The sequence below is a fragment of the Clostridium sp. KLE 1755 genome (genome assembly GCF_000466465.2).
Classification (GTDB): Bacteria; Bacillota; Clostridia; order Lachnospirales; family Lachnospiraceae; genus Eisenbergiella; species Eisenbergiella porci.
In genome coordinates, this window is the sequence record NZ_KE992737.1 from 13,749 (window position 1) to 32,985 (window position 19,237).

15 protein-coding genes are annotated in these 19,237 nt (G+C 48.8%); 1 reads left to right on the plus strand and 14 read right to left on the minus strand.

From position 1 onward, the window contains the following. Positions 1-40 precede the first annotated feature (40 nt). Positions 41-514 (minus strand): GNAT family N-acetyltransferase, encoded by a 474-nt coding sequence (locus HMPREF1548_RS18880; RefSeq protein ID WP_021638058.1) that lies wholly within the window; start codon positions 512-514, stop codon positions 41-43. Positions 515-677: 163 nt separating this feature from the next. Beyond that, positions 678-1,541: a hypothetical protein gene (locus HMPREF1548_RS18885; RefSeq protein ID WP_035322922.1), complete on the minus strand. Its 864-nt coding sequence runs from the start codon at positions 1,539-1,541 to the stop codon at positions 678-680. Positions 1,542-1,916: 375 nt separating this feature from the next. Here HMPREF1548_RS18885 and HMPREF1548_RS18890 point away from each other — a divergent pair, with 375 nt between their 5' ends. Next, positions 1,917-3,089: an MFS transporter gene (locus HMPREF1548_RS18890; RefSeq protein ID WP_021638061.1), complete on the plus strand. Its 1,173-nt coding sequence runs from the start codon at positions 1,917-1,919 to the stop codon at positions 3,087-3,089. A 76-nt stretch (positions 3,090-3,165) separates the two neighbouring features. Here HMPREF1548_RS18890 and HMPREF1548_RS18895 read toward each other — a convergent pair whose 3' ends face one another. The 12 genes from HMPREF1548_RS18895 to HMPREF1548_RS18950 all read right to left on the minus strand — a co-directional run bounded on the left by HMPREF1548_RS18895 (position 3,166) and on the right by HMPREF1548_RS18950 (position 19,125). After that, on the minus strand, positions 3,166-3,867 hold the full coding sequence (locus tag HMPREF1548_RS18895; protein WP_021638062.1) for a hypothetical protein: 702 nt from the start codon (positions 3,865-3,867) through the stop codon (positions 3,166-3,168). 71 nt (positions 3,868-3,938) lie between these two features. After that, positions 3,939-4,349 (minus strand): GNAT family N-acetyltransferase, encoded by a 411-nt coding sequence (locus tag HMPREF1548_RS18900; RefSeq protein ID WP_021638063.1) that lies wholly within the window; start codon positions 4,347-4,349, stop codon positions 3,939-3,941. 823 nt (positions 4,350-5,172) lie between these two features. Next, a complete protein-coding gene (locus HMPREF1548_RS18905; protein ID WP_021638065.1) occupies positions 5,173-6,198 on the minus strand; it encodes a branched-chain amino acid aminotransferase in 1,026 nt (341 codons plus the stop codon). Between the two features lie 71 nt (positions 6,199-6,269). Next, complete coding sequence (locus HMPREF1548_RS18910; RefSeq protein ID WP_021638066.1) at positions 6,270-6,725, minus strand: GNAT family N-acetyltransferase; 456 nt, start codon at positions 6,723-6,725, stop codon at positions 6,270-6,272. Between the two features lie 24 nt (positions 6,726-6,749). Next, positions 6,750-7,691, minus strand: coding sequence for a magnesium transporter CorA family protein (locus tag HMPREF1548_RS18915; RefSeq protein ID WP_021638067.1), 942 nt, complete (start codon positions 7,689-7,691; stop codon positions 6,750-6,752). A gap of 179 nt (positions 7,692-7,870) precedes the next feature. After that, on the minus strand, positions 7,871-9,064 hold the full coding sequence (locus tag HMPREF1548_RS18920) for an oligogalacturonate lyase family protein (RefSeq protein WP_021638068.1): 1,194 nt from the start codon (positions 9,062-9,064) through the stop codon (positions 7,871-7,873). A gap of 103 nt (positions 9,065-9,167) precedes the next feature. Beyond that, the gene (locus HMPREF1548_RS18925) at positions 9,168-10,415 is read right to left on the minus strand and encodes an FG-GAP-like repeat-containing protein (protein WP_021638069.1); all 1,248 of its coding nucleotides are present in this window, start codon (positions 10,413-10,415) and stop codon (positions 9,168-9,170) included. A 52-nt stretch (positions 10,416-10,467) separates the two neighbouring features. Continuing rightward, positions 10,468-12,888 (minus strand): rhamnogalacturonan lyase, encoded by a 2,421-nt coding sequence (locus HMPREF1548_RS18930; RefSeq protein WP_021638070.1) that lies wholly within the window; start codon positions 12,886-12,888, stop codon positions 10,468-10,470. A gap of 104 nt (positions 12,889-12,992) precedes the next feature. Continuing rightward, positions 12,993-14,612 carry an extracellular solute-binding protein gene (locus HMPREF1548_RS18935; protein WP_021638071.1) on the minus strand — a complete coding sequence of 540 codons (1,620 nt, stop codon included), beginning with the start codon at positions 14,610-14,612 and terminating at the stop codon, positions 12,993-12,995. A gap of 37 nt (positions 14,613-14,649) precedes the next feature. Beyond that, on the minus strand, positions 14,650-15,555 hold the full coding sequence (locus tag HMPREF1548_RS18940) for a carbohydrate ABC transporter permease (RefSeq protein WP_021638072.1): 906 nt from the start codon (positions 15,553-15,555) through the stop codon (positions 14,650-14,652). 17 nt (positions 15,556-15,572) lie between these two features. Next, complete coding sequence (locus tag HMPREF1548_RS18945; RefSeq protein ID WP_021638073.1) at positions 15,573-16,547, minus strand: ABC transporter permease; 975 nt, start codon at positions 16,545-16,547, stop codon at positions 15,573-15,575. A gap of 244 nt (positions 16,548-16,791) precedes the next feature. After that, a complete protein-coding gene (locus tag HMPREF1548_RS18950; protein ID WP_021638075.1) occupies positions 16,792-19,125 on the minus strand; it encodes a helix-turn-helix transcriptional regulator in 2,334 nt (777 codons plus the stop codon). Between the last annotated feature and the right edge of the window lie 112 nt (positions 19,126-19,237).

Genomic DNA, 19,237 nt, shown 5'->3' on the forward strand with positions numbered 1-19,237 from the left:
AAATACCAAACAATCCATTGGATTCACTGCCGCCCGGACATTACAATTTACATATCATTATATATTCTTCTTCATTTTCAGCAACCGTTTGAAATCCGACATTTTTATACATATTCACGGCATAATTGGCTTTTTGGACTGCTAAAGAAGCCTGTTTATAACCATTTTCCCTTAGCAGGGCAAGCATCCTTTTCATTAAAGCCGTACCGATTCCATAGCCTCTGTACTCTTTATATAAGGAAATCGCAAATGACGGGGTTTCGTTATCTATATGGCCGTAATCATCCATAATACGGACCCAGGCGGCGCCGATGATCTGAGCATTCGCCTCTGCAACCAGGCCAAAATCTCCGGCCCTTTTTCCAAACCCGGCTACATACACCTGTAATTCCGGCTTCTTTATTATATTTTTTTCCGGTGGCTGTACTCCCTCCGGAACAAATATTGCCTCATATAAGAAATCCTCTAAAACAGCTGTCTCATTTTCATTTATTTCCCTGATTATATAATTCATTCCATACCTCCGATTATCTGCAATTTAGTAATCCATTCCTGTTTTATCCCCAGATATCTGTAATATCAGAGACTTTCAAAGCTTTCATTTCTTTTTCCATTCAGCAGACATTCAATATCATCAAGCCTTTTATAATATGACTGTCTTGTCCTCTCTAATTCCCTTAGAACGCAGCTTCACGTTCTTTTGCCATTTCAGATAATAAAGTTGGCAGGTCGGGAAAGGTTAAATCTTCTGCGTATTCTGCCCGTTCTATAAGTACTTCAAAATCCATGCTGTCAATCATTTTCCTGCTCCATTCCCGGTTTTCTTCCTGTTGCGAAAGCGCAGGCACACTTTCCTCCGTAAGTCCCAAATCACGGCCGAAAGACCACAATTTCCGCTCCGCCTGTAAGTCAGTAGAACCTTCATAGGGAAAGAAAGAAATAGACATATAATTTTCTCCCTCTTTTGTGCAGTGCATTGTCACTTTGTTAAATTCTCTGTTTTCATCCAGATAAAACAGTAACTCCGCAAAAGTTATTTGCTGCCCGTCTATCTGTGCTGCGGGGTACTCCGCTTTCAGCAAATTCTTATGGTCAGAAGCCATAGGGATATATTTACAGGTAAGTTTTACATCCTCCAGTTCTAAAAGTTGACGGGCAAGGTTCCATTTTTCCTTTGCAAAATTCTCTGTTTCAAGTTTTTCCCACTCCATATCACGATAAAACAGCTTGTCATCGGTATAGTAATACAAACGCCCGTCATACCAGACAGAATAATCTTTCCCGCTTATTTCATAATAGGCCAACGTATATTCTTCTGTTTTATAAACATCAACTATAGAATTAAAATCACTGGAAACAGAATAGCCTTTCCAGTCCCCAAAATCAATTTGATACATGCTTGAAGAAATATCCTCATAAATTGCCTGCGCCTTTTCGCCGGAATATGTCTTTTCTCCAAAAGGCTCCTGTCCCGGCAGCGCAATACAGCCGGTAAGGAAGCAGAACAGACCGCAGATAATACAGATTGCTTTTATTCGCATTTGATTGAATCCTCCAAAGTTTTTGCTTTTTTCCACCGAAAACGGAAGTTAACTGCAAATTGCTCTCAGCCGCAGAAGAGATATCCCCCGATATTTTCTGATTCTTTTAGGGCATACATTTTGCGTCTATACCAATGGAAAAAATCAGCTTTCTCCGTTCATCAAACATTCAATATCAAAAATATGACAACACAATATTCATTATACAACACTCCCCCCGCCATACACAAACTTTTCCTGTAAACTGTTGGAACCATAGAATTTCCATATAATTTTATTATGGATTTCTTTTCCAATCAGTTCTTCCTGTATTCATTATTTCGTGCTATACTAAGGATTTGAGTGAAATGCTAATCAGAGTTTGGAGGGAAAGAAATGTACTCACTTTTACTTGCGCTTATTTATGTGGCTTTTATCAGTCTCGGACTTCCCGATTCGCTTCTTGGTTCGGGCTGGCCTGTTATGCACAGTGACCTGAATGTGCCGATTTCCTTTATGGGAATCGTTTCCATGGTCATTTCAGGAGGAACGATTATCTCAAGTATCCTGTCCGACAGGCTGACAAGAAAATTCGGCACCCGGATTGTAACTGTTGTCAGCGTATTTCTGACAGCGATTGCTTTATTTGGTTTTTCCATTTCAAGCCAGTTCTGGATGCTGATTATTTTCGCAATTCCTTACGGTTTCGGCGCCGGGGCAATTGATGCCGCCCTGAATAACTATGTAGCTATTCATTATACGTCAAGACATATGAGCTGGCTGCATTGCTTCTGGGGCGTGGGAACGATTGTCAGCCCGTTCGTCATGAGCTATGCTTTAACAAATTCTACCTGGAACAACGGCTACCGTATTGTCTCATTCCTGCAGCTGGGCATAGGGGTGCTTTTGCTTGTAACCCTCCCTGTCTGGAAAATTAACGGGCAGAATGCAGATGCGAATGGAGAAAGCATCGGAATAATCGGTGCACTGAAAATCAAAGGCGTTCCGTTTCTTTTAACCGGCTTTTTTGCCTATTGCGCTGTGGAAGCAACTGCGATGTACTGGGCCAGCACTTACCTGGTTGAAGTAAAGGGCATAACAGTAGACCGGGCAGCCCAATTTGCCTCGCTGTTTTACATAGGGCTGACCATCGGCCGGTTTCTCGGCGGTTTTATTATGAATAAGCTTGGTGACAGAAGGATGATTCTTCTCGGCACCTGCATTTTATCCTGCGGGGTTATTTCTTTGATGTTACCCACAGGGAATCAGCTCGTCTCACTTATTGGCTTTATCATTATCGGCTTCGGCTGTGCGCCGGTCTATCCCTGTATTATTCATTCCACACCGGATAATTTCGGCGCGGAATATTCCGGGGCGATTATCGGGATCCAAATGGCAAGCGCCTATGTGGGCTCCACCTTTATGCCGCCGCTGTTTGGGCTTCTGGGCAGCTTAATCAGCTTCAGAATACTTCCCGTGTATCTCGCTGTTTTTATTATATTAATGATAACCATGACAGAACTGACCTTCAAAATCACAGCCAAAAAAGACGGTGGGAACCGTTCATAGGGGCCGCTGCATAAGCCTCCTCGGTGAAGGCTGGTATTGCACTGAAACCTTTCTACAGTAATGCTGAAATTCCCGTTTACAATGCATTCCAGATAAAACAAAAAGCAAGGACACAGCCCCATGCGTTCCCTGTTTTCTTCTTCACTATCAACATTCCGTAGATTGCAATAAAAGTAGTAATTAATTCAATGATTCCCCAGAAAGAAAAACTGAGCGGATGAAACAGCAGACAGATTATTCCACAAGTGATGGCGCCATAGTCTAACCATTGATTTTCTGAAGGATATCTTCTGTCAATTATTTCACAGATAACAGCATAGTTAAAGCCTTCAAAAAACCCCCAGACAATTACAATGAGCGCCATCCCCAGGACCGACACCGGAAAACCGGCCGCCAGCACATCATTGGTTACCAAAATGCTGAAAGGCCGATAACCGTCGAACTGTCCGCTGGCAAAAATATAACAGATCGAGGGGATAAAACATAAAAACGTTCCCACTGCTGCCTTGCCAGCATTCTTTCTGGTTAATCCAAATGCTGTAAATTTTTCCTTCCGCAGAATACAGACAATGGTAATTCCCAGTCCTGCAATTCCAAACTGGACACCTGCATTCAGCAGCAGACGTGGAATAATTGAAATATCACTGTCTTTGACAAAACCCATCAACTGCTCTCTCATTACCGCAAACAAAAGGAAAACTCCTAATGTAACAATTGTTACAATCCACAAATCCACATCCAGTTTTTTCTGTTCTGCACTTAACTGCTTTTTGGCCATACTGCCTCCTCCCAAATATCATGGTTATACATCTTCGCAATAATTCCACGCCGCTTCCAACCTGCCACAGCTTAAAACCATTTGCTGGGAATTGTAAGAAAATAGTCATTTTTCTGCCTGAAACCAAGCTTCTCATAAAATCCCCTGGCCATATCCGTCTGCACCAGCCACTCAGAGCCTTCACAGGCCTGCCTGCATCTTCGCACCAGTTCACTGCCGATGCCTTTGTGTTGAAAAGCAGGCAGCACGGCCAAATCGTAAATGACAGACCTAAAATGCAGATCACTTAAAACCCTTACACATCCAACCAATTTTCCATCCGCCCACGCAGAAAACACAAATGTGGAATGAAGGAAGCCGATATTAAAATTATCAATCATCTCCTGCGTCGTCTCTTCCTCTTTTGCCCAGCCAACCGCAAGAAATAATTGATATAACTCATCACAAGGCAAATTCTTATGCTGTTTATATTCTATGTTCATTTTTATCCCCCTGACCGCAGGCCGCCCTGCGATACTGCATTAACTTATCCTCCAAATATCACTCAAATACCGCTTCGCAGGCAACGGGGCATCAAGCCACAAACCCCTTATAATGGAATCTAAATCCATACTTACTGCCATGCCGGCCTACTTATTTTAAAATACACTTTCCGTTTTTTGTTGCTCCCAGATATTCAACGATTCCCAAATCTTCAAGTTCAGCTAAATATCTTTTTACTCTATCATAGCCAAAACATCGCTGAATAGCTGGTAGTTCTTTTTTACATCATCATCAAGATTATCGTCTTATAAAAGAAAATTTAGTTTTTGTCAGGATCATTAAATAATTTTTGAATTTTTTTCAATTGTTCCAATAACAGCATTATATGTTGATTGATAACCTAATTACGCCTCCCTTATTTTTCAATTATTCAATTACATTGTAATGTAAATAAAAATCTCAGTAAAGAATTTTTTATATAGCATTGTATTTTTCCAACATTAAAATGCAAATTTAATTTTCTAAATTATAAAATGCCGGAATTATCAAAAAAAACGATGTCCGTTTATTCGCACCTGCTCTTTCTAAAAAAACGTGACAAAATATTTATTACGGGGTGACATGCTATTTTACCCTTACATGATATGTTCCATAGAAGGTGGTATCTCAGAAGTCTGTTACATAATTGCTCGCTGAAATAAATCACCTTCTGCTAAAAAGGACTGACACACCACCTTACGTGCGTCAGTCCCAAGAAAATCTTTTTATTCATAAATAGAACAAATAAATATCAGGATATCCATAACCATTCCACAACACATGTTACAGGATAGTCCTTACCCATCCTTCCGGTCCTTCAATTCTTCCCATCTGGATTCCGGTCAGCGTATCATACAGCTTCTGGATAACCGGCCCCATCTCGTCCATGCCGCTGGCAAAGCAGATATCCCTGCCGTGATCCACTACCTTTCCCACGGGGCTGATGACTGCTGCCGTACCGCAAAGTCCGCATTCCGCAAAGTCCTTCAGTTCCTCCAGCTTTACAGGACGTTCCTCCACTTCCATTCCCAGCATATCCTTTGCCACGACTACCAGGGAACGTCTTGTGATGGAAGGCAGGATGCTGTCTGATTTGGGGATGATAATTTTGCCGTCTTTATCTACAAACAGGAAATTTGCGCCTCCTGTTTCTTCCACATAAGTCCTGGTGGCAGGATCCAGATAGAGGTTTTCGTCAAAACCATTGGCATGTGCGGTCACACATGCATGAAGGCTCATGGCATAGTTAAGGCCGGCCTTGATATGTCCGGTTCCATGAGGAGCCGCACGGTCAAAATCACTTACGCACAGGGTCAGAGGCTTTGCGCCGCCCTTAAAGTAAGGCCCTACCGGCGTTACAAAAGCACGGAACTGATATTCCTCCGCAGGCTTAACGCCGATTACCGGAGAGCTTGCAAACATATAGGGACGGATGTAAAGAGTGGCCCCGCTTCCATAAGGGGGAACCCATGCTGCGTTGGCCGTCACAACCTTATCGATGGCGTCCAGGAATCTTTCCTTGGGAAATGCAGGCATCTCCAGACGTTTCGCACTGTCAATCATACGTTCCGCATTCAGATCAGGACGGAAGGTTACAACACGTCCGTCTTCGGTCGTATAAGCTTTCAGCCCCTCAAATATTTCCTGGCAGTACTGCAGGATTCCTGCGCATTCATTCAGCTGAATGGTAGGATCCTCTGTCAGAGTTCCTTCATCCCAGGCCCCGTTCTTATAGTTGGATACATAGCGCTTATCCGTTATGTGATAACCAAATCCCAGATTGGCCCAATCAATATTTTTCTTTTCCATCGCAGCTCACTCCTTTGTTATAAACTTTACTGATTTAATTCATTGAATCCTATTATAGCACTATTTTTTTATCAGTCAAAGATTTTTTTCATCACATAATTCGTGAGCTTAACTCCCTTTCGCACCACCTGCTGTTCCTTCATCACCCGATACCCTCTTTTTTCAAAAAAGGGCCTGGCGGTAATGGATGCATGTGTGGTGAAATACGCTGCGGCGCAGTTTTCTTCCAGCCGGTCACAGAGGGCGCTGGCAATCCCTTTTTTCTGATAATCCTTATGTACATAGAGCCGGTCCAGATATCCGGCCGCATCCATATCCGCGAATCCGACGATTACGCCGTTTTCCTCCGCGACAAAAGTATCATGCTCCAGAAAGGAGCGGTTCCAGGCCGCGGTATCCACCTTGCCGCCGGCCCAGGCATCCAGCTGTTCTTTTGTATAATCCGCAGCGTTTACCTCATGTACCGTATCGTAAAAAAGCGCCGCCATTTCCCGGCAGTCCTCCGGCCGGTATTCCCTGATCTCCATTCCATCCTCCTGTATGCACTGCTGCTACAGCATCTTCCTTTTCCGCAGAATCCGTATCACAATCAGGCACAGCCCCAGCGTAATCAGGCAGATGATCCCGAAGCCAAAGGGCGTATTCGCCAGCGGCATCCATTTTTCATCCACGTTCATTCCGTAAATCCCGGAAATAATCGTGGGGATCGCCATAACGATTGTGATGGACGCCAGGTATTTCATCGCGGTATTCAGCCGGTTGTCAATCACCGCCGAAAGCAGCTCCCTGGTGCCCTTGATGATATCCCGGTAAATCTGGGTCATCTCGATGGCCTGCTGGTTCTCCACCACCACGTCCTCCAGAAGCTCCTGATCCTCCGGGTACTTTTTTATCTTACTGTAGCGCACCAGTCGCTCCAGGACCATTTTGTTGGCGCGCAGGGAGGTGTCAAAATATACCAGGTTGGATTCCAGCTCATGCAGATCGATGAGGTCCACATCCTCCGTATCCCCGCCGATATGCTCCTCAATCTCCTTCCGCCTGCGATCCACAATCCGCAGATAGGACTGGTACAGCACACAGGTCCGCAGAAAAATCTGGTAAATAAAACGGATCTGCTTTTTCGTGCTGAATTCCTTTACCATGTTATCCGCAAAGGATTTTAACACAGGCGTATCCTCCGCACAGACCGAAATCAAAGTATCCCCCGCAAAAATCAAACCAAGAGGGATGGTGGTATACGCCTCCCTCTTGTGTCTGTATTCTATGGACGGTATGTCAAACAGTATCAGTGTATAATCATTGCTCACATCCACACGGGAGCTTTCCTCATCATCCAGCGCCGCCCGGATATCCGCGATATCCACCTGAAATTCCCGCGCCACCAGAAGGCATTCCTCCAGAGAGGGATTCACAAGATTCACCCATGCGCCGGGTCTGAAATCCGTTACTTCGCGAAGCAGATTTTTTTCCGTTACATATCTTCTCATCATAGCCAGGTTCCCCGCTTTATAACTTTAGTAACTGTTCAGTCCCCCTCACAGTTACCATTTTTCTATAATTTCAGAACCATCATAACACAATTATATGTTTTTTTCCAACCGGATTTTACGGGACACGGGCACCTGACGGCAGAACGGAAAGGGACAATAACAGTTCTCAATGCACCTGCTTATCCCTCCGTCCCCTGCTCCATCTGCGCCAAATCCACCATATAAATACAAGGCTTCCCCTCTCTGTCCGATACAAATATCACATGCCTGTTATCCTCCGTAAAGCAGGGATGGGGGTGGGAATCCTGGGGATTGCCGTGCACCGCCCTCCAGGACGTCCCATGGTAGCACAGCTTCCTTTCTTCCCTCTTTTCCACATCCACGAGGTAAATGAAATCATTCTTGATTTCGCCGCCTTCCTCCGGCTGATCCTTCAGCAGATGAATCGGCACATCGCTGCCCTGGGCATCTCCCACCATGTACCGGTTTTTCCGGTCACAGATAAAATGGGCGTAAGGAGAGCAGGGCATAAAAATCTCCTCCTCCATGGTATCCGGATCGATCATACGGATATTCTCCACCTTTTCTCCGGTGGTTTCCCGATAGACAAAGGCCAGCTTTGACCCGTCCGGAAGCCAGAATTCATGAGTCAGAATCAAATCCGAAGGCTGCTGCCTGCAGCAGCGGTAATTGCTCCCATCGCTCTGGACCAGCCACAATCTGGCATCAATGAGATCGTAAGGCCCCTCATGGCAGAACATGATGGTGTCCGGATCCCCGGGACGGATCTGCGCATGCCCGAACCAGCAGTCATCCTCCAGCACCGTATGGAAGCTGCCTGTCTGCAGATCGCAGTAAACGATGCGGCAGTGAGGCTTCGCCTTACAGGTAATCGCAAAAAAGTCCCAGTTTGCCCCCTTCTTCTTCTCCGGCAGGGAATCCCTGCGTGTCTCCACAATGGCAAGGAAACGGTTGTCCTCGCTCATTCCCCAGTTTCCGCCGTTCCAGCCCTCCGGAATGCGGTATACACACTCTCTTTCCAGCGTTTCCAGGGAAAGCTTCCAGATCGCCTGCTCCTGCTGGTAAAAAATATGCTTATCATCCGCCGCAATCAATCCGCCGTAATCGTCCAGCCCTTCCCCTTCCGTCAGCTGCACGGCATCACCCGATGCCAAATCCATAAGATAAAGCTGACGCTCTCCGCTAATTTCCGCACAATACAGCAAATGAGAGCCATCCGTAGTCGTCATACGGTTATAAAAATACATATGGTGACTCACATGATCCGGCTCCGTGAGCCTCACCACCCTCGTCCCCGTCTGTTCATCCGTAAACTCCTGAAACCGATTCTTAATCATATCTCCTGCCGCCATCTTTTCCTCTCCTTATTCTCCCACCCACCGTTTTTTCTATACTCCGAAGGATGTATTAAATGAATATAATATTCCGTAACCGCTCAGCCCGCAGTTGCCTTTCCTACCTCTCCCCGCCGGGATACAGCGTGGATCTGTAAAGTCTCTTTTCCTGGGGCACCGGCTTCCCGGAAGGCATTTTCCCCGGTTCAGGCTCCGTACCGCTGTAAACCCAGGCCGTTTCCCCGGAATAGACGATCACATCCTCCTTTCCCCGGCCGAACAGATCTCCATGCAGCACATAGCCGTCATTTGAAAATGTCACCGCCGCCTCACCGTTTCCGTCATACAGCGCAGGCATCACCCCGCCGCCTCTGCGGTATGCAAGGATATAATCCTTCCCGTCGCCGTTCCAGTTGGAAAGCGCGTCCACAATGGTAAGCCATCCGCTGGTTTTCCGGTCCTCCTTCCAAACCTCCCGGCCGCAGCAGTCCAAAAGGAACATCCCGTCCTTTCCGTCCCACTGGCCCTTATAGCCGTCGCCCCGGCGGATTCTGTCAAGCCCCGCCACCTGCAGCCCCGGCTCTCCCGGCAGGAATTTCCCCAGCGCGATATGCTGGGATTCTATGGAGCCGTCATACCGCCACAGCTCCTCCCCATCCGCGCTGTACAGACAGGTCACGCTTCCGCCCACGGCGATTTCCGGCCTGCCGTCGCCGTTCACATCGCCTACCCAGAGACAGTCCGCATGATCCTCCAGATCATGGCAGGACCACAAAACCCTTCCGTTATGATCCAGCAGATCATAGCCTGCCATCACCTCGTCATAGCCGTCCCCGTTCACATCGGCCGCCCAGGGAAAATGCCCCAGGTTCCCTTCATGGGTCCACAGCACCTCAAACTGCCGGTTCAGCGCCCACATATGAAAATACCGATCCTTTAAAATAATATCCTCCGGCTGCTCCTTCCCCGTCAGATTGGCAATGATGATGCAGTCATGGGCTTCCTCTGCCGGCAGCTCATGGCTCTCCTTCACCGAACCGTCGGCGCCGTCCAGAACCAGGAACTTTTTATCCATCACACACAGGATTTCCAGCCGCCCGTCATGATCGATATCATAAATCTGCGCCGGGAAATCCGAACCGAAGTTTCCAGGCTTTCCCGAGCTGTCGCCCCTCTGCCACAGCAGCTCTCCCGTAAGACGGTACGCGGTGACACAGGTGATCTGATGCGGTACAAAACGATCGTCAATCCCGCTGTCCGCCTGTACAAATACTACCTCCATCCTGCCGTCCCCGTCAATATCCCCCAGAAGGCCCTTGCCGCCTCCTGCTGCCGAAATATCAAAACTGTTTATCAGCTTCGCTTCCATCCCTGCTCCCTTCCGCCTGCTTTAACAGGCATAAAATCCACGTCCGGCCCCGCTATTCCAGCCAGGGCAGCACATCCTTGAAATCACAGTCATCCGCGTAATAAAATTTGGTATAGCAGGGCTGGTTATAACAGTTATTCTGCCAGGCCACCCCGCAGCGGTACATTGTATCATGCATCAGCGTAAATAGCTTGTGCCGTGTCAGCTCTGTATTGATATAAATGCGGATGGCGCTGTCATCCTTTTTCCGAAGCAGCAGCTCCTCCCTGAAATCCCCGAAAATATCCGCTATAAGACAGGGATTTCCCTTCGTGCCGTTGTTTGTCATAGTATCCTCCGGATCCAGCATCACGCCATGGGTATTGTCATTGATTACCCCCGGCTGTACCGTTCCGATGTACTGCGGGCTGTCCAAAATCTGCGTGCTCATATCCGCAGCCCAGCGGATATTGGCGTTGGTTCCGGGCAGCGGCACGTCCAGCTTGTTCCCCTTACAGTCAAACACCTCGTTCACCCACACCTGAAGCCCCCTCGTGTTGGGATCGATTTTCCCCACCATACACCGGCCCAGGTCTTCCGTGGCATATTCCCCGAAAAAAGCCTCCCCGCTGCAGGCATCGCGCAACGCAAAGCCATAAGGCACATGCTCCCCGCCCTCAAACACATTGAAGATCTGCAAGCCCGGCCGATCCGGATCGATTTTTGCCACATGCATGGCGTCCCCGTGCCCCAGCTTGATGCGCAGCCCATCCGGCCGTATGTCACTGCTGCTGTAAAGAAGGGAGCCGTCATGGTCTATCACGGCCGCGCCGTATATGATCTCCATGCATCCGTCGCCGTCCACATCCGCCGTGGAAAGGCTGTGGTTCCCCTGCCCCGCCAGACTTCCATATTCCGGATCCGTCCCTTCCAGCAGATGGACTCCTCCGTCATTAAAAGGATTTGACATGGGCACATGCCCACTGTCCACAAAGAACGTTTCCCGGAACCGGTTTTCAAAAAAATCATACGCAACTACCGTTGTCCTGGTATAATATCCCCGGCAGACGATTAAATACGGACGTTCCCCGTCCAGATAGGCCACGCCTGACAGGAATCTGTCCACCCGGTTGCAGGGTTCTATCCGGGGCATTGCATAATCCCCCCAGATAAGCCCGTCATCCTGCCTTCCCACAGGAAAACGGATCGTCTGCAGCTCTTTGCCGTCCCCTGCAAACATGGTCAGATATTCCGGCCCTTCATAAATGAAGCCCTCAAACTGATCCAGCCTGTTCTTTTCACTTCTGGAGGGCGCATATTCCCTGATAAAAATATCGGCAAGCAAATGCGCATCCTCCTTTGATAAAGGATAAGACACCCTTGGCTTCATGCCCCAGCATTCCTCCAGCGTCCGCGGCCATTCTCCCCTCTTTACCTCAGGGCGCTCCTGCCAGAGCGCGAAAACCTCCGCCATATGCTCTCTGTAATCCGCCGCACTGCAGACATAATTATCCTCATGGGAACAGCCGGCCTCCAAATCCTCCGGCAGCATGGTAATATATTTTTCCTCTTTTACCCTGCCGTCCGCAAAAAAGGTGGTCATCTTCGTCCCTGGAGCCGTTTTGACAGCCATTTCCGCCTTACCGTCCCCATTGAAATCATACACCATAAACTGGGTATAATGCGCGCCGGCCCGGATATTGACTCCCATATCCAGCCGCCATAAAAGCGTCCCGTCCAGCTTATAGCAGTCCAGGTAACACCTGCCTGTATAGCCTTTAATCGATACGTCATGGGAATTGGACGGATCCCACTTTACAATATACTCGTATTCTCCATCCCCGTCCACATCTCCAACGCTCATATCATTGGCATGGTACACATAGCTTTCCCCTGCAGGGGTCACGCCGCCCTCCGGACGCTTCAGCGGCAAATCCAGATATTCCTTCTCCCAGGCCTTCACTTCCTCACAGCGGGCGCCCTCACAGCTGTCCCTGACCGGAGCCACCGCATACCCGTCCCCAGCGCTGCCCGCACTATCCAGATAATTGGTGCTCGTACTGACCTCGGCAATCCGTTCCCCATTCCTGTATACATAAAAATCCGTCCCCGTCATTCCGGTGTCACAGTATCCGGATACTTCCCCCAGAAACAGCCGCCAGCTTAAAAAAATCCCATTTTTTACCGGAACGGCGACCAGTCCCCTGTTCAGCTGCTCCAGCTGCTCGTGGAACACCTTTTTTACCGGCGTCCTGAGAACCCTGCTGCATTCTCCCTCCACGCCGTCCTTCACGCAGGACACCTTCATGTAATGCGGGACATGTGTCGCCCTATGCAGCGTATAGGAGCAGTCCGCCGTCTCCGCCAGCCTGCGGTATTCCATGGACGGCGTATCGCTGTCCGCCCAGTAAACCCGGTAGCACTCCGCCCCGTCTTCCGGCTCCCAGGCAATTGTTGCCGAAGAATCCGTTATTTCCTGTAATCTTATTTCCATCCCTTTTCCCTTCCTTATGTATTTAAATAAGAAAAAAGGAGGCTGCAGAATTCTTCCGACCCTGCAGCCTCCCCTTTATCCGGCCATCCGGCCTGCATTACTATTTATTTTGTCTGATCCGCCTGATACATTTCATTGATTTCAGTAATCAGATCCGCGCCTCCGCGCTGTTCCCAGACTTTAAACTGTTCCTGTAAGCCATTTTCGTCAATCTGTCCGCAGATATACTGGGTTCTCGCCCTGTCCAGGATATCCTTCAGGTCGGTTCCCACTTCTGCGTTGATTTTTGAGCTTACCAGATATCCGGAAGCCGGGTTAAATACCGCAATATCAACGTTTGCAGCCTTAATCGCTTCTTCCTCAATGAGGCGGTCTGATTTTTCCACGGTCTTCATATCCGGTAAATCAGGCACATAGGCAACGGACTGGTTCAGGCCGATTTGCGGTTTTTCCTGAATTTCCTTGTCTGCAAGCAGGTCAACAATATAGCCCTCTTCATTGATTTCATGATCTCTTCCTTCCAGGCCGTTGTCCGCAAGAATTCTCATGTCTTCATCGTTCATCTTGTCCAGATAGGTCAGGCAGTTTTCCACATCCTGCTCTGTCTTGGCTCCTGCCTTGGTAATCAGGAAGCAGCCTGCCGCACCGGAGGTAGCCAGCGTATGAGGCTCTCCGCCTTCTTCCGCCGCAATGCCGCCGATCAGCTTCATGCTTGCATTGCCTTCGCCTGTTACGGAAGGAATCCCTTCTGTTTCAAAATAATCCCATATTCTTCTGGCGTTGTCAAGAACATCCAGGAACATGCCGCACTCGCCATTCTTTACGCCGTCAGTCCAGGTATTGGTCTCGCGGGTTGCCCAATCCTTATAGATAAGGCCGTCATCATACATTTTCTTCATCCACTTCAGGGCTTCCAGATATTCCTCGGTCTGATGGACGGGAACCAGCTTTCCGTCAACTTCCTTCCACTGGTTGCCTGCGCCGAACCATGCCTGGATGATGTCCAGCGGCCCTGTATATTTGCACATGCACAGACCATAGGTATCGTCCTTGCCGTTTCCGTCAGGATCGCCGTAGGTGAACTGATACATCATGTTATAAATATCTTCGATGGTCTTAGGCTCTTCCAGACCCAGCTTCTCAGCCCAGTCCGCACGGTAGCCCAGCCCGTTACGTCCGATGGGCCTGGAACGGTAAACGCCTACCAGCTGACCGTCCACGGTAAATGCCTTACATACATTTTCATTCATCTTGGAAAGGTTGGGGTATTTTTCCTCATCCCATACAAAATCATTCAAATCCCAGAATGCGCCGTCCTTGGCCGCCTGTACGATATTGGCTCCCAGGTCGCTTCCGTAGGTGATTACCATGGGCATATTCGCTTTGTCCATCAGGGTAACGCCCAGGATATCGCTGTAAGAATCGTTGGCTACCCAGTTGAAATCAACATTGATTCCCGTATAATCCTCGGCTGCCTTCAGCACGTCTTCGGAACCAACATTCCCCATGGCTTTTCCATAGATATCAATGCACATGAAAGTGATAGTAGGATTTTCTGTGCTTTCCGCCGCAGCGCTTTCCGCTCCGCCCGCTTCCTGCGAAGCGGCCTGTGTTCCCTCCGCTGCCTGTCCGCTGCCCGTTTCAGCCTTGCTGCCGCAGCCTGCAAGCATGGAAACCGTCATCGCGCCCACTAACAATAAGGATAATAATTTGTTTCGTTTCATTGTTTTCCTCCCTTAAATTATAAACGTTTATGTTAAATCAGCCCTTCACCGCGCCGACCATAACACCTTGGGTAAAGTACTTCTGTACGAACGGGTAAATCAGCAGGATGGGCACGGTTGCCACTACCGTGGTTGCCATCTTAACCGCTTTTTCCGGCGGCTGTCCCATCATTCCCCAGTCAATCGGGGTTCCGTCCGTATTGATTCCGCCGGCCAGGAAGATAATTCTTCTCAGGGCGATCTGCACTACCTCCTTGCTCTTATCGGAAATATAGAGCATTGCGCTGAAGTAGGAATTCCAGTGCCCTACCGCGTAAAACAGGGATACGGACGCGATGGTAGGCTTGGAAAGAGGCAGGATTATTTTCAGGAAAATTCCCAAATCCGAGCTGCCGTCCACTCTCGCCGCTTCCTCCAGCTCCTTGGGGATTCCCTGGAAGTAGTTCTTGATGATAATCATATTGAAGGCGCTGATTGCGCCGGGCAGCCAAAGCGCCCAGAAGCTGTTGGTCAGTCCCAGCGAGCTGACTACCAGATAGCTGGGTACCATACCACCTGAAAAAAGCATGGTGATGATAACCATATTGATGAAAAAGTTACGCCCTCTCAGATAGGAACGGGAAAGCGGATAAGCCAGTGTTGTTGTAAAAAACATATTGATGGCCGTACCGATGACGGTTACAATCACCGAGTTTTTCAGCCCCTTAAACACATCTCCTGTCCGGATGATATATTTATAGGCGTTTAATGAAAATTCCGTGGGAATGATGAAGAACGCCCTCTCCGTCAGTTCACGCTCCGTAGCAAAGGAACCGGCCAGTACATACAGGAACGGAAGGACAGTCACCACTGCGCTCAAACCGACTATGAAATAAATCAAAACCTGTACCGCCTGGTCGCCGGGGCTCCTTTTGATTTTGGAGCCGTTACGCTGTTTTGCCATTGATATCTCCCTCCATTTTAATAGAATCCTGATTCGCCGCACATCTTTGCAATCTTATTGGCCGCCAGCACCATTATCAGGCTGACAACGGATTTGAATACGCCTGCCGCCGTCGCCATGGAATACTGGGCCAGCTTGATGCCTTTATTATATATATAAGTATCGAACACCTCGGATGCCGTATAGTTCAGGTCGTTCTGCATCAGGAAAATCTGCTCATATCCTGTATTCAGGATGGATCCCACCTTCAGAATCAGCATGATTACGATGGTTCCGCGGATGGCGGGCAGCGTAATGTGCCACATCAGCCTCCAGCGTCCAGCGCCGTCGATTCTCGCCGCTTCATACAGCTCCATATCCACACCGGCCAGCGCCGCCAGGAATACGATGGTGCCGTACCCGGTTTCCTTCCATATATTCTGTCCTACAATCAGGCCGTAAAAATACTTGGGCGACGCCAGGACATCCGGCGCAGCGCCCCTGCCCATGATGCTTTCCAGAATCTTGTAAACAATACCGTCCGTGGTGCTGAACAGCTGCTGCGTCAGCGTTGCCACAATAACCAGGGAAATAAAATGCGGTATGTAAATCAGCGTCTGCGACACCCGCTTGTACCCCTGGCATCTGATTTCATTTAACAGAAGCGACAGTAAAATAGGCGCCGGGAAAAAGAAAATCAGACTCAGTATGGAAATGGACAGGGTATTCTTCAACAGCATCGTGAAGTCATAGCCCATAAAAAACTTCTTGAAGTTCGCCAGTCCCACCCATTCACTGGACAGATATGCGCCGATGGCGCTGTCTGCGCTGAAGGGTCTGAAATCCTGGAACGCGATGACGATTCCCGCCATCGGCAGGTAATTGAACACCAGCATATAAAGCACGCCGGGTATTAATAGAATATACAGCCATTTGTGCGCTATCACGAAATGCAGGAACGATTCCTTCTTCTGATAGGGAACAGCGGCTGCCTTCCCTTTTTGTCTGCTCACTAAAAGCCCTCCTCTTCTTTAACTATTGGGATGTGGTGTCCCTTGGTTCGTTTTGTATAGTAATCTAACTACACATGTTTTTCAATGAGGAATATCTTTCCATTTCAGCAAAAATAAAAAGGGAGGCGGAAAGCCCCGTTCTACGGGCTTTCCGCCTCCCTGCTCCTGTCAATAATCATTATCTTTCCCGCCGGAAAGCATATGATTATCATCTTTTGTTACCGTATTTTACAACATGATTATTTTACAGCCGGCTTTTATCCTCCTGGCCTTTATGCTCCTTCCGGTATTTTCCCGGGGTGCTGTCCACATATTTGCTGAAGAAGCGGATAAAATTCTGTGTGTTTGCATAGCTGAGCTGCTCCGATATTTCCGCGATGGAAAGCTCCGTATTCAGCAGCAGCTCTTTTGCAGTTTCCAGTTTTTCCAGGTTCACCAGATCCGTAAAGGTCATATTCCGTTCCGCCTTCAGGATTTTCCAGATATAGCTGGGGTGATAATTCAGCTGCTCAGCGCATTCCGTCAGCGTAATGTCCCCCCTGCGCTCATGCACAAGCTCCATGATCCGCCTGAGTATTTCGGAGGAAGCCTGATAGCGGTACTGCCGCAGCGCTTCGATGGAGGGCTGGACGATCTGGGAATTCATATAGCTCTTGAGCTTGTCGCTTTCACAGATATAGTTCAGCTTCTGGAAAATATCTTCGGAATGGTCCCGAAACACCTGGTTGGCGGACAGGCCCGCGTCCGAAAGCACGGCCAGCACGGCTATCACCAGCCGGTACAGGAAAAAGTTCCTGTCATGACGGGTTATCCCTCTGTTATTCAGGCTGTTGATGAATTTATCCACCAGCTGCGCCGCTTCCTCGCAGTCGCCGTCATTGACCGCTTTGGTGAGCGCATTTTCCATAACATAATCATAGCCGCTTATAATACCGTCGTTCCTGGCGATTTCCTCATAAAAGGTGATATCGCTGTGATCCCTTGGCCCGCTCCCCGTATTCTTGAGCGTTTCCATACATTCATTGTAAGCGGTGCGCAGATATTTCAGCCCCGGAAATACCTGGCTGACGCCGGAAATTAGCGAGCAGCCGAACTCCGTCTCCACAAACTCCGTAAACTCGGTGTGGATGCGCATTGTCTTTTCCCGCAGCTCCTCCTGGGTATTGGCGCCTGTCAGAAGCAGGATCTGTCCGTTCAGGCAAAGCACCGGCGTAATCAGCCCGGCGGCAATCCCTTCCGGCGCCTTCTTCACAATGGTCATGCTCAGCGCTTCATTTTCCAGCTCGCTTTCCTGGTCCGTTTCCCCTTCCAGCATACACACCGCCGTCAGGAGCTGGTATACCCTGGCCCTTGGCAGCTGGAACTGCTCCTGCGCCCCTGCCACCGCCTCCGGCGTCATTTCCCCGCGGATGGTACGGATGATAAACTGCTCCACCAATATCTTCTGCTGGTTCTGCACCATGAGCTGCAGGCTTTCCTTCGTGTCCACAAGCTGTACCACATTTTCCCGGATGGCGGAAAACTCATCCATTTCCTCCGTATCCACCCCCGCAATATCGGATACATACGCGTTCAGGCTCTTCACCGGCTGATACAGGATGCTTGTAAATATCCGGCTGAGGATGAGCAGCACGATGAGCGCGCCCATGATCACCAGGGAAACTCCCAGGATTCTTCCCGCGCCCTCCTTCATCTGCCCCAGATTATAGGCCAGCACATAATTCATGCCGTTGCCCGAGGTGCCGCTGATCCGGATCCTGTATTCACCGCCGCCTTCTATCTTCAGGTTATCTATGCGTTTTTCGTTTTTCAGCTCCTCCGGATGCGCGGAAAAATAATTTTCCAGCACCTCATCGGAAGAATATATGGTCTTTGCATCACTGCTGAATATGCACAGCTCATAACCGGCCAGGTTGCTGTCCAGACGCTGCCTCAACCTGGGAAGGTTCAGCTGCACCATAACGATCTGATCCACCCGGTTCACATTACCCGGCAGCTTCATGATCATCTGGAAGCCGGAAACATCCAGCGTTTTGCTCTGATAAATCCCATTCACATAGGCTGATTTTTCTCCCACATTATTCATCCAGAACAACGTGGAGGGAAACTGCGCCGCTTTTTCCAGAAGCGCGTCAACCTGCTCCTTGTTCCTGGCCTCGCTCAGCCGGTACATGCCGTTATTCGTAAGCACCCAGTCCTGCATGATATTGATGAAGGCATAGCTTCCTACATATTCATCCAGATAGGTAGGCCCCTTCAGCAGATTCTGTGCCTCATTCAGATTGCTGTAATCACTGTAGGGTATGCTTCCCGTCTCCTTCAGCCAGCTCATCTGATCATCCGTGGAAATTTCCCTGTAAAACTGCCGGATCGAAGAAAGCGTAACCTCCACATCATTGCAGATCTGGGCTTCAATCGCTTCCATGGAAAGGTCCGTCTGCCTGGTCACTTCATCCAGATAGACTTTATAGGATATGCTTCCGGCTATCAGAAGCGGAACCACCGCCATGAGCAGAAGCAGCAGGAAAATCCGGTTTTGATATTTTCCGCCGTGCCTGTCCTTCCGTACGGTTTTCATAGGCTCACTCTTTCCCTTCTTCCAAAAAGGAGAAAGCTCAGTCAAAGCTTTCTCCCTTCTGTTTCTTCCAGTGTAAATTCAGAAGCCCTTACACCACGTACCAGACGCGTTT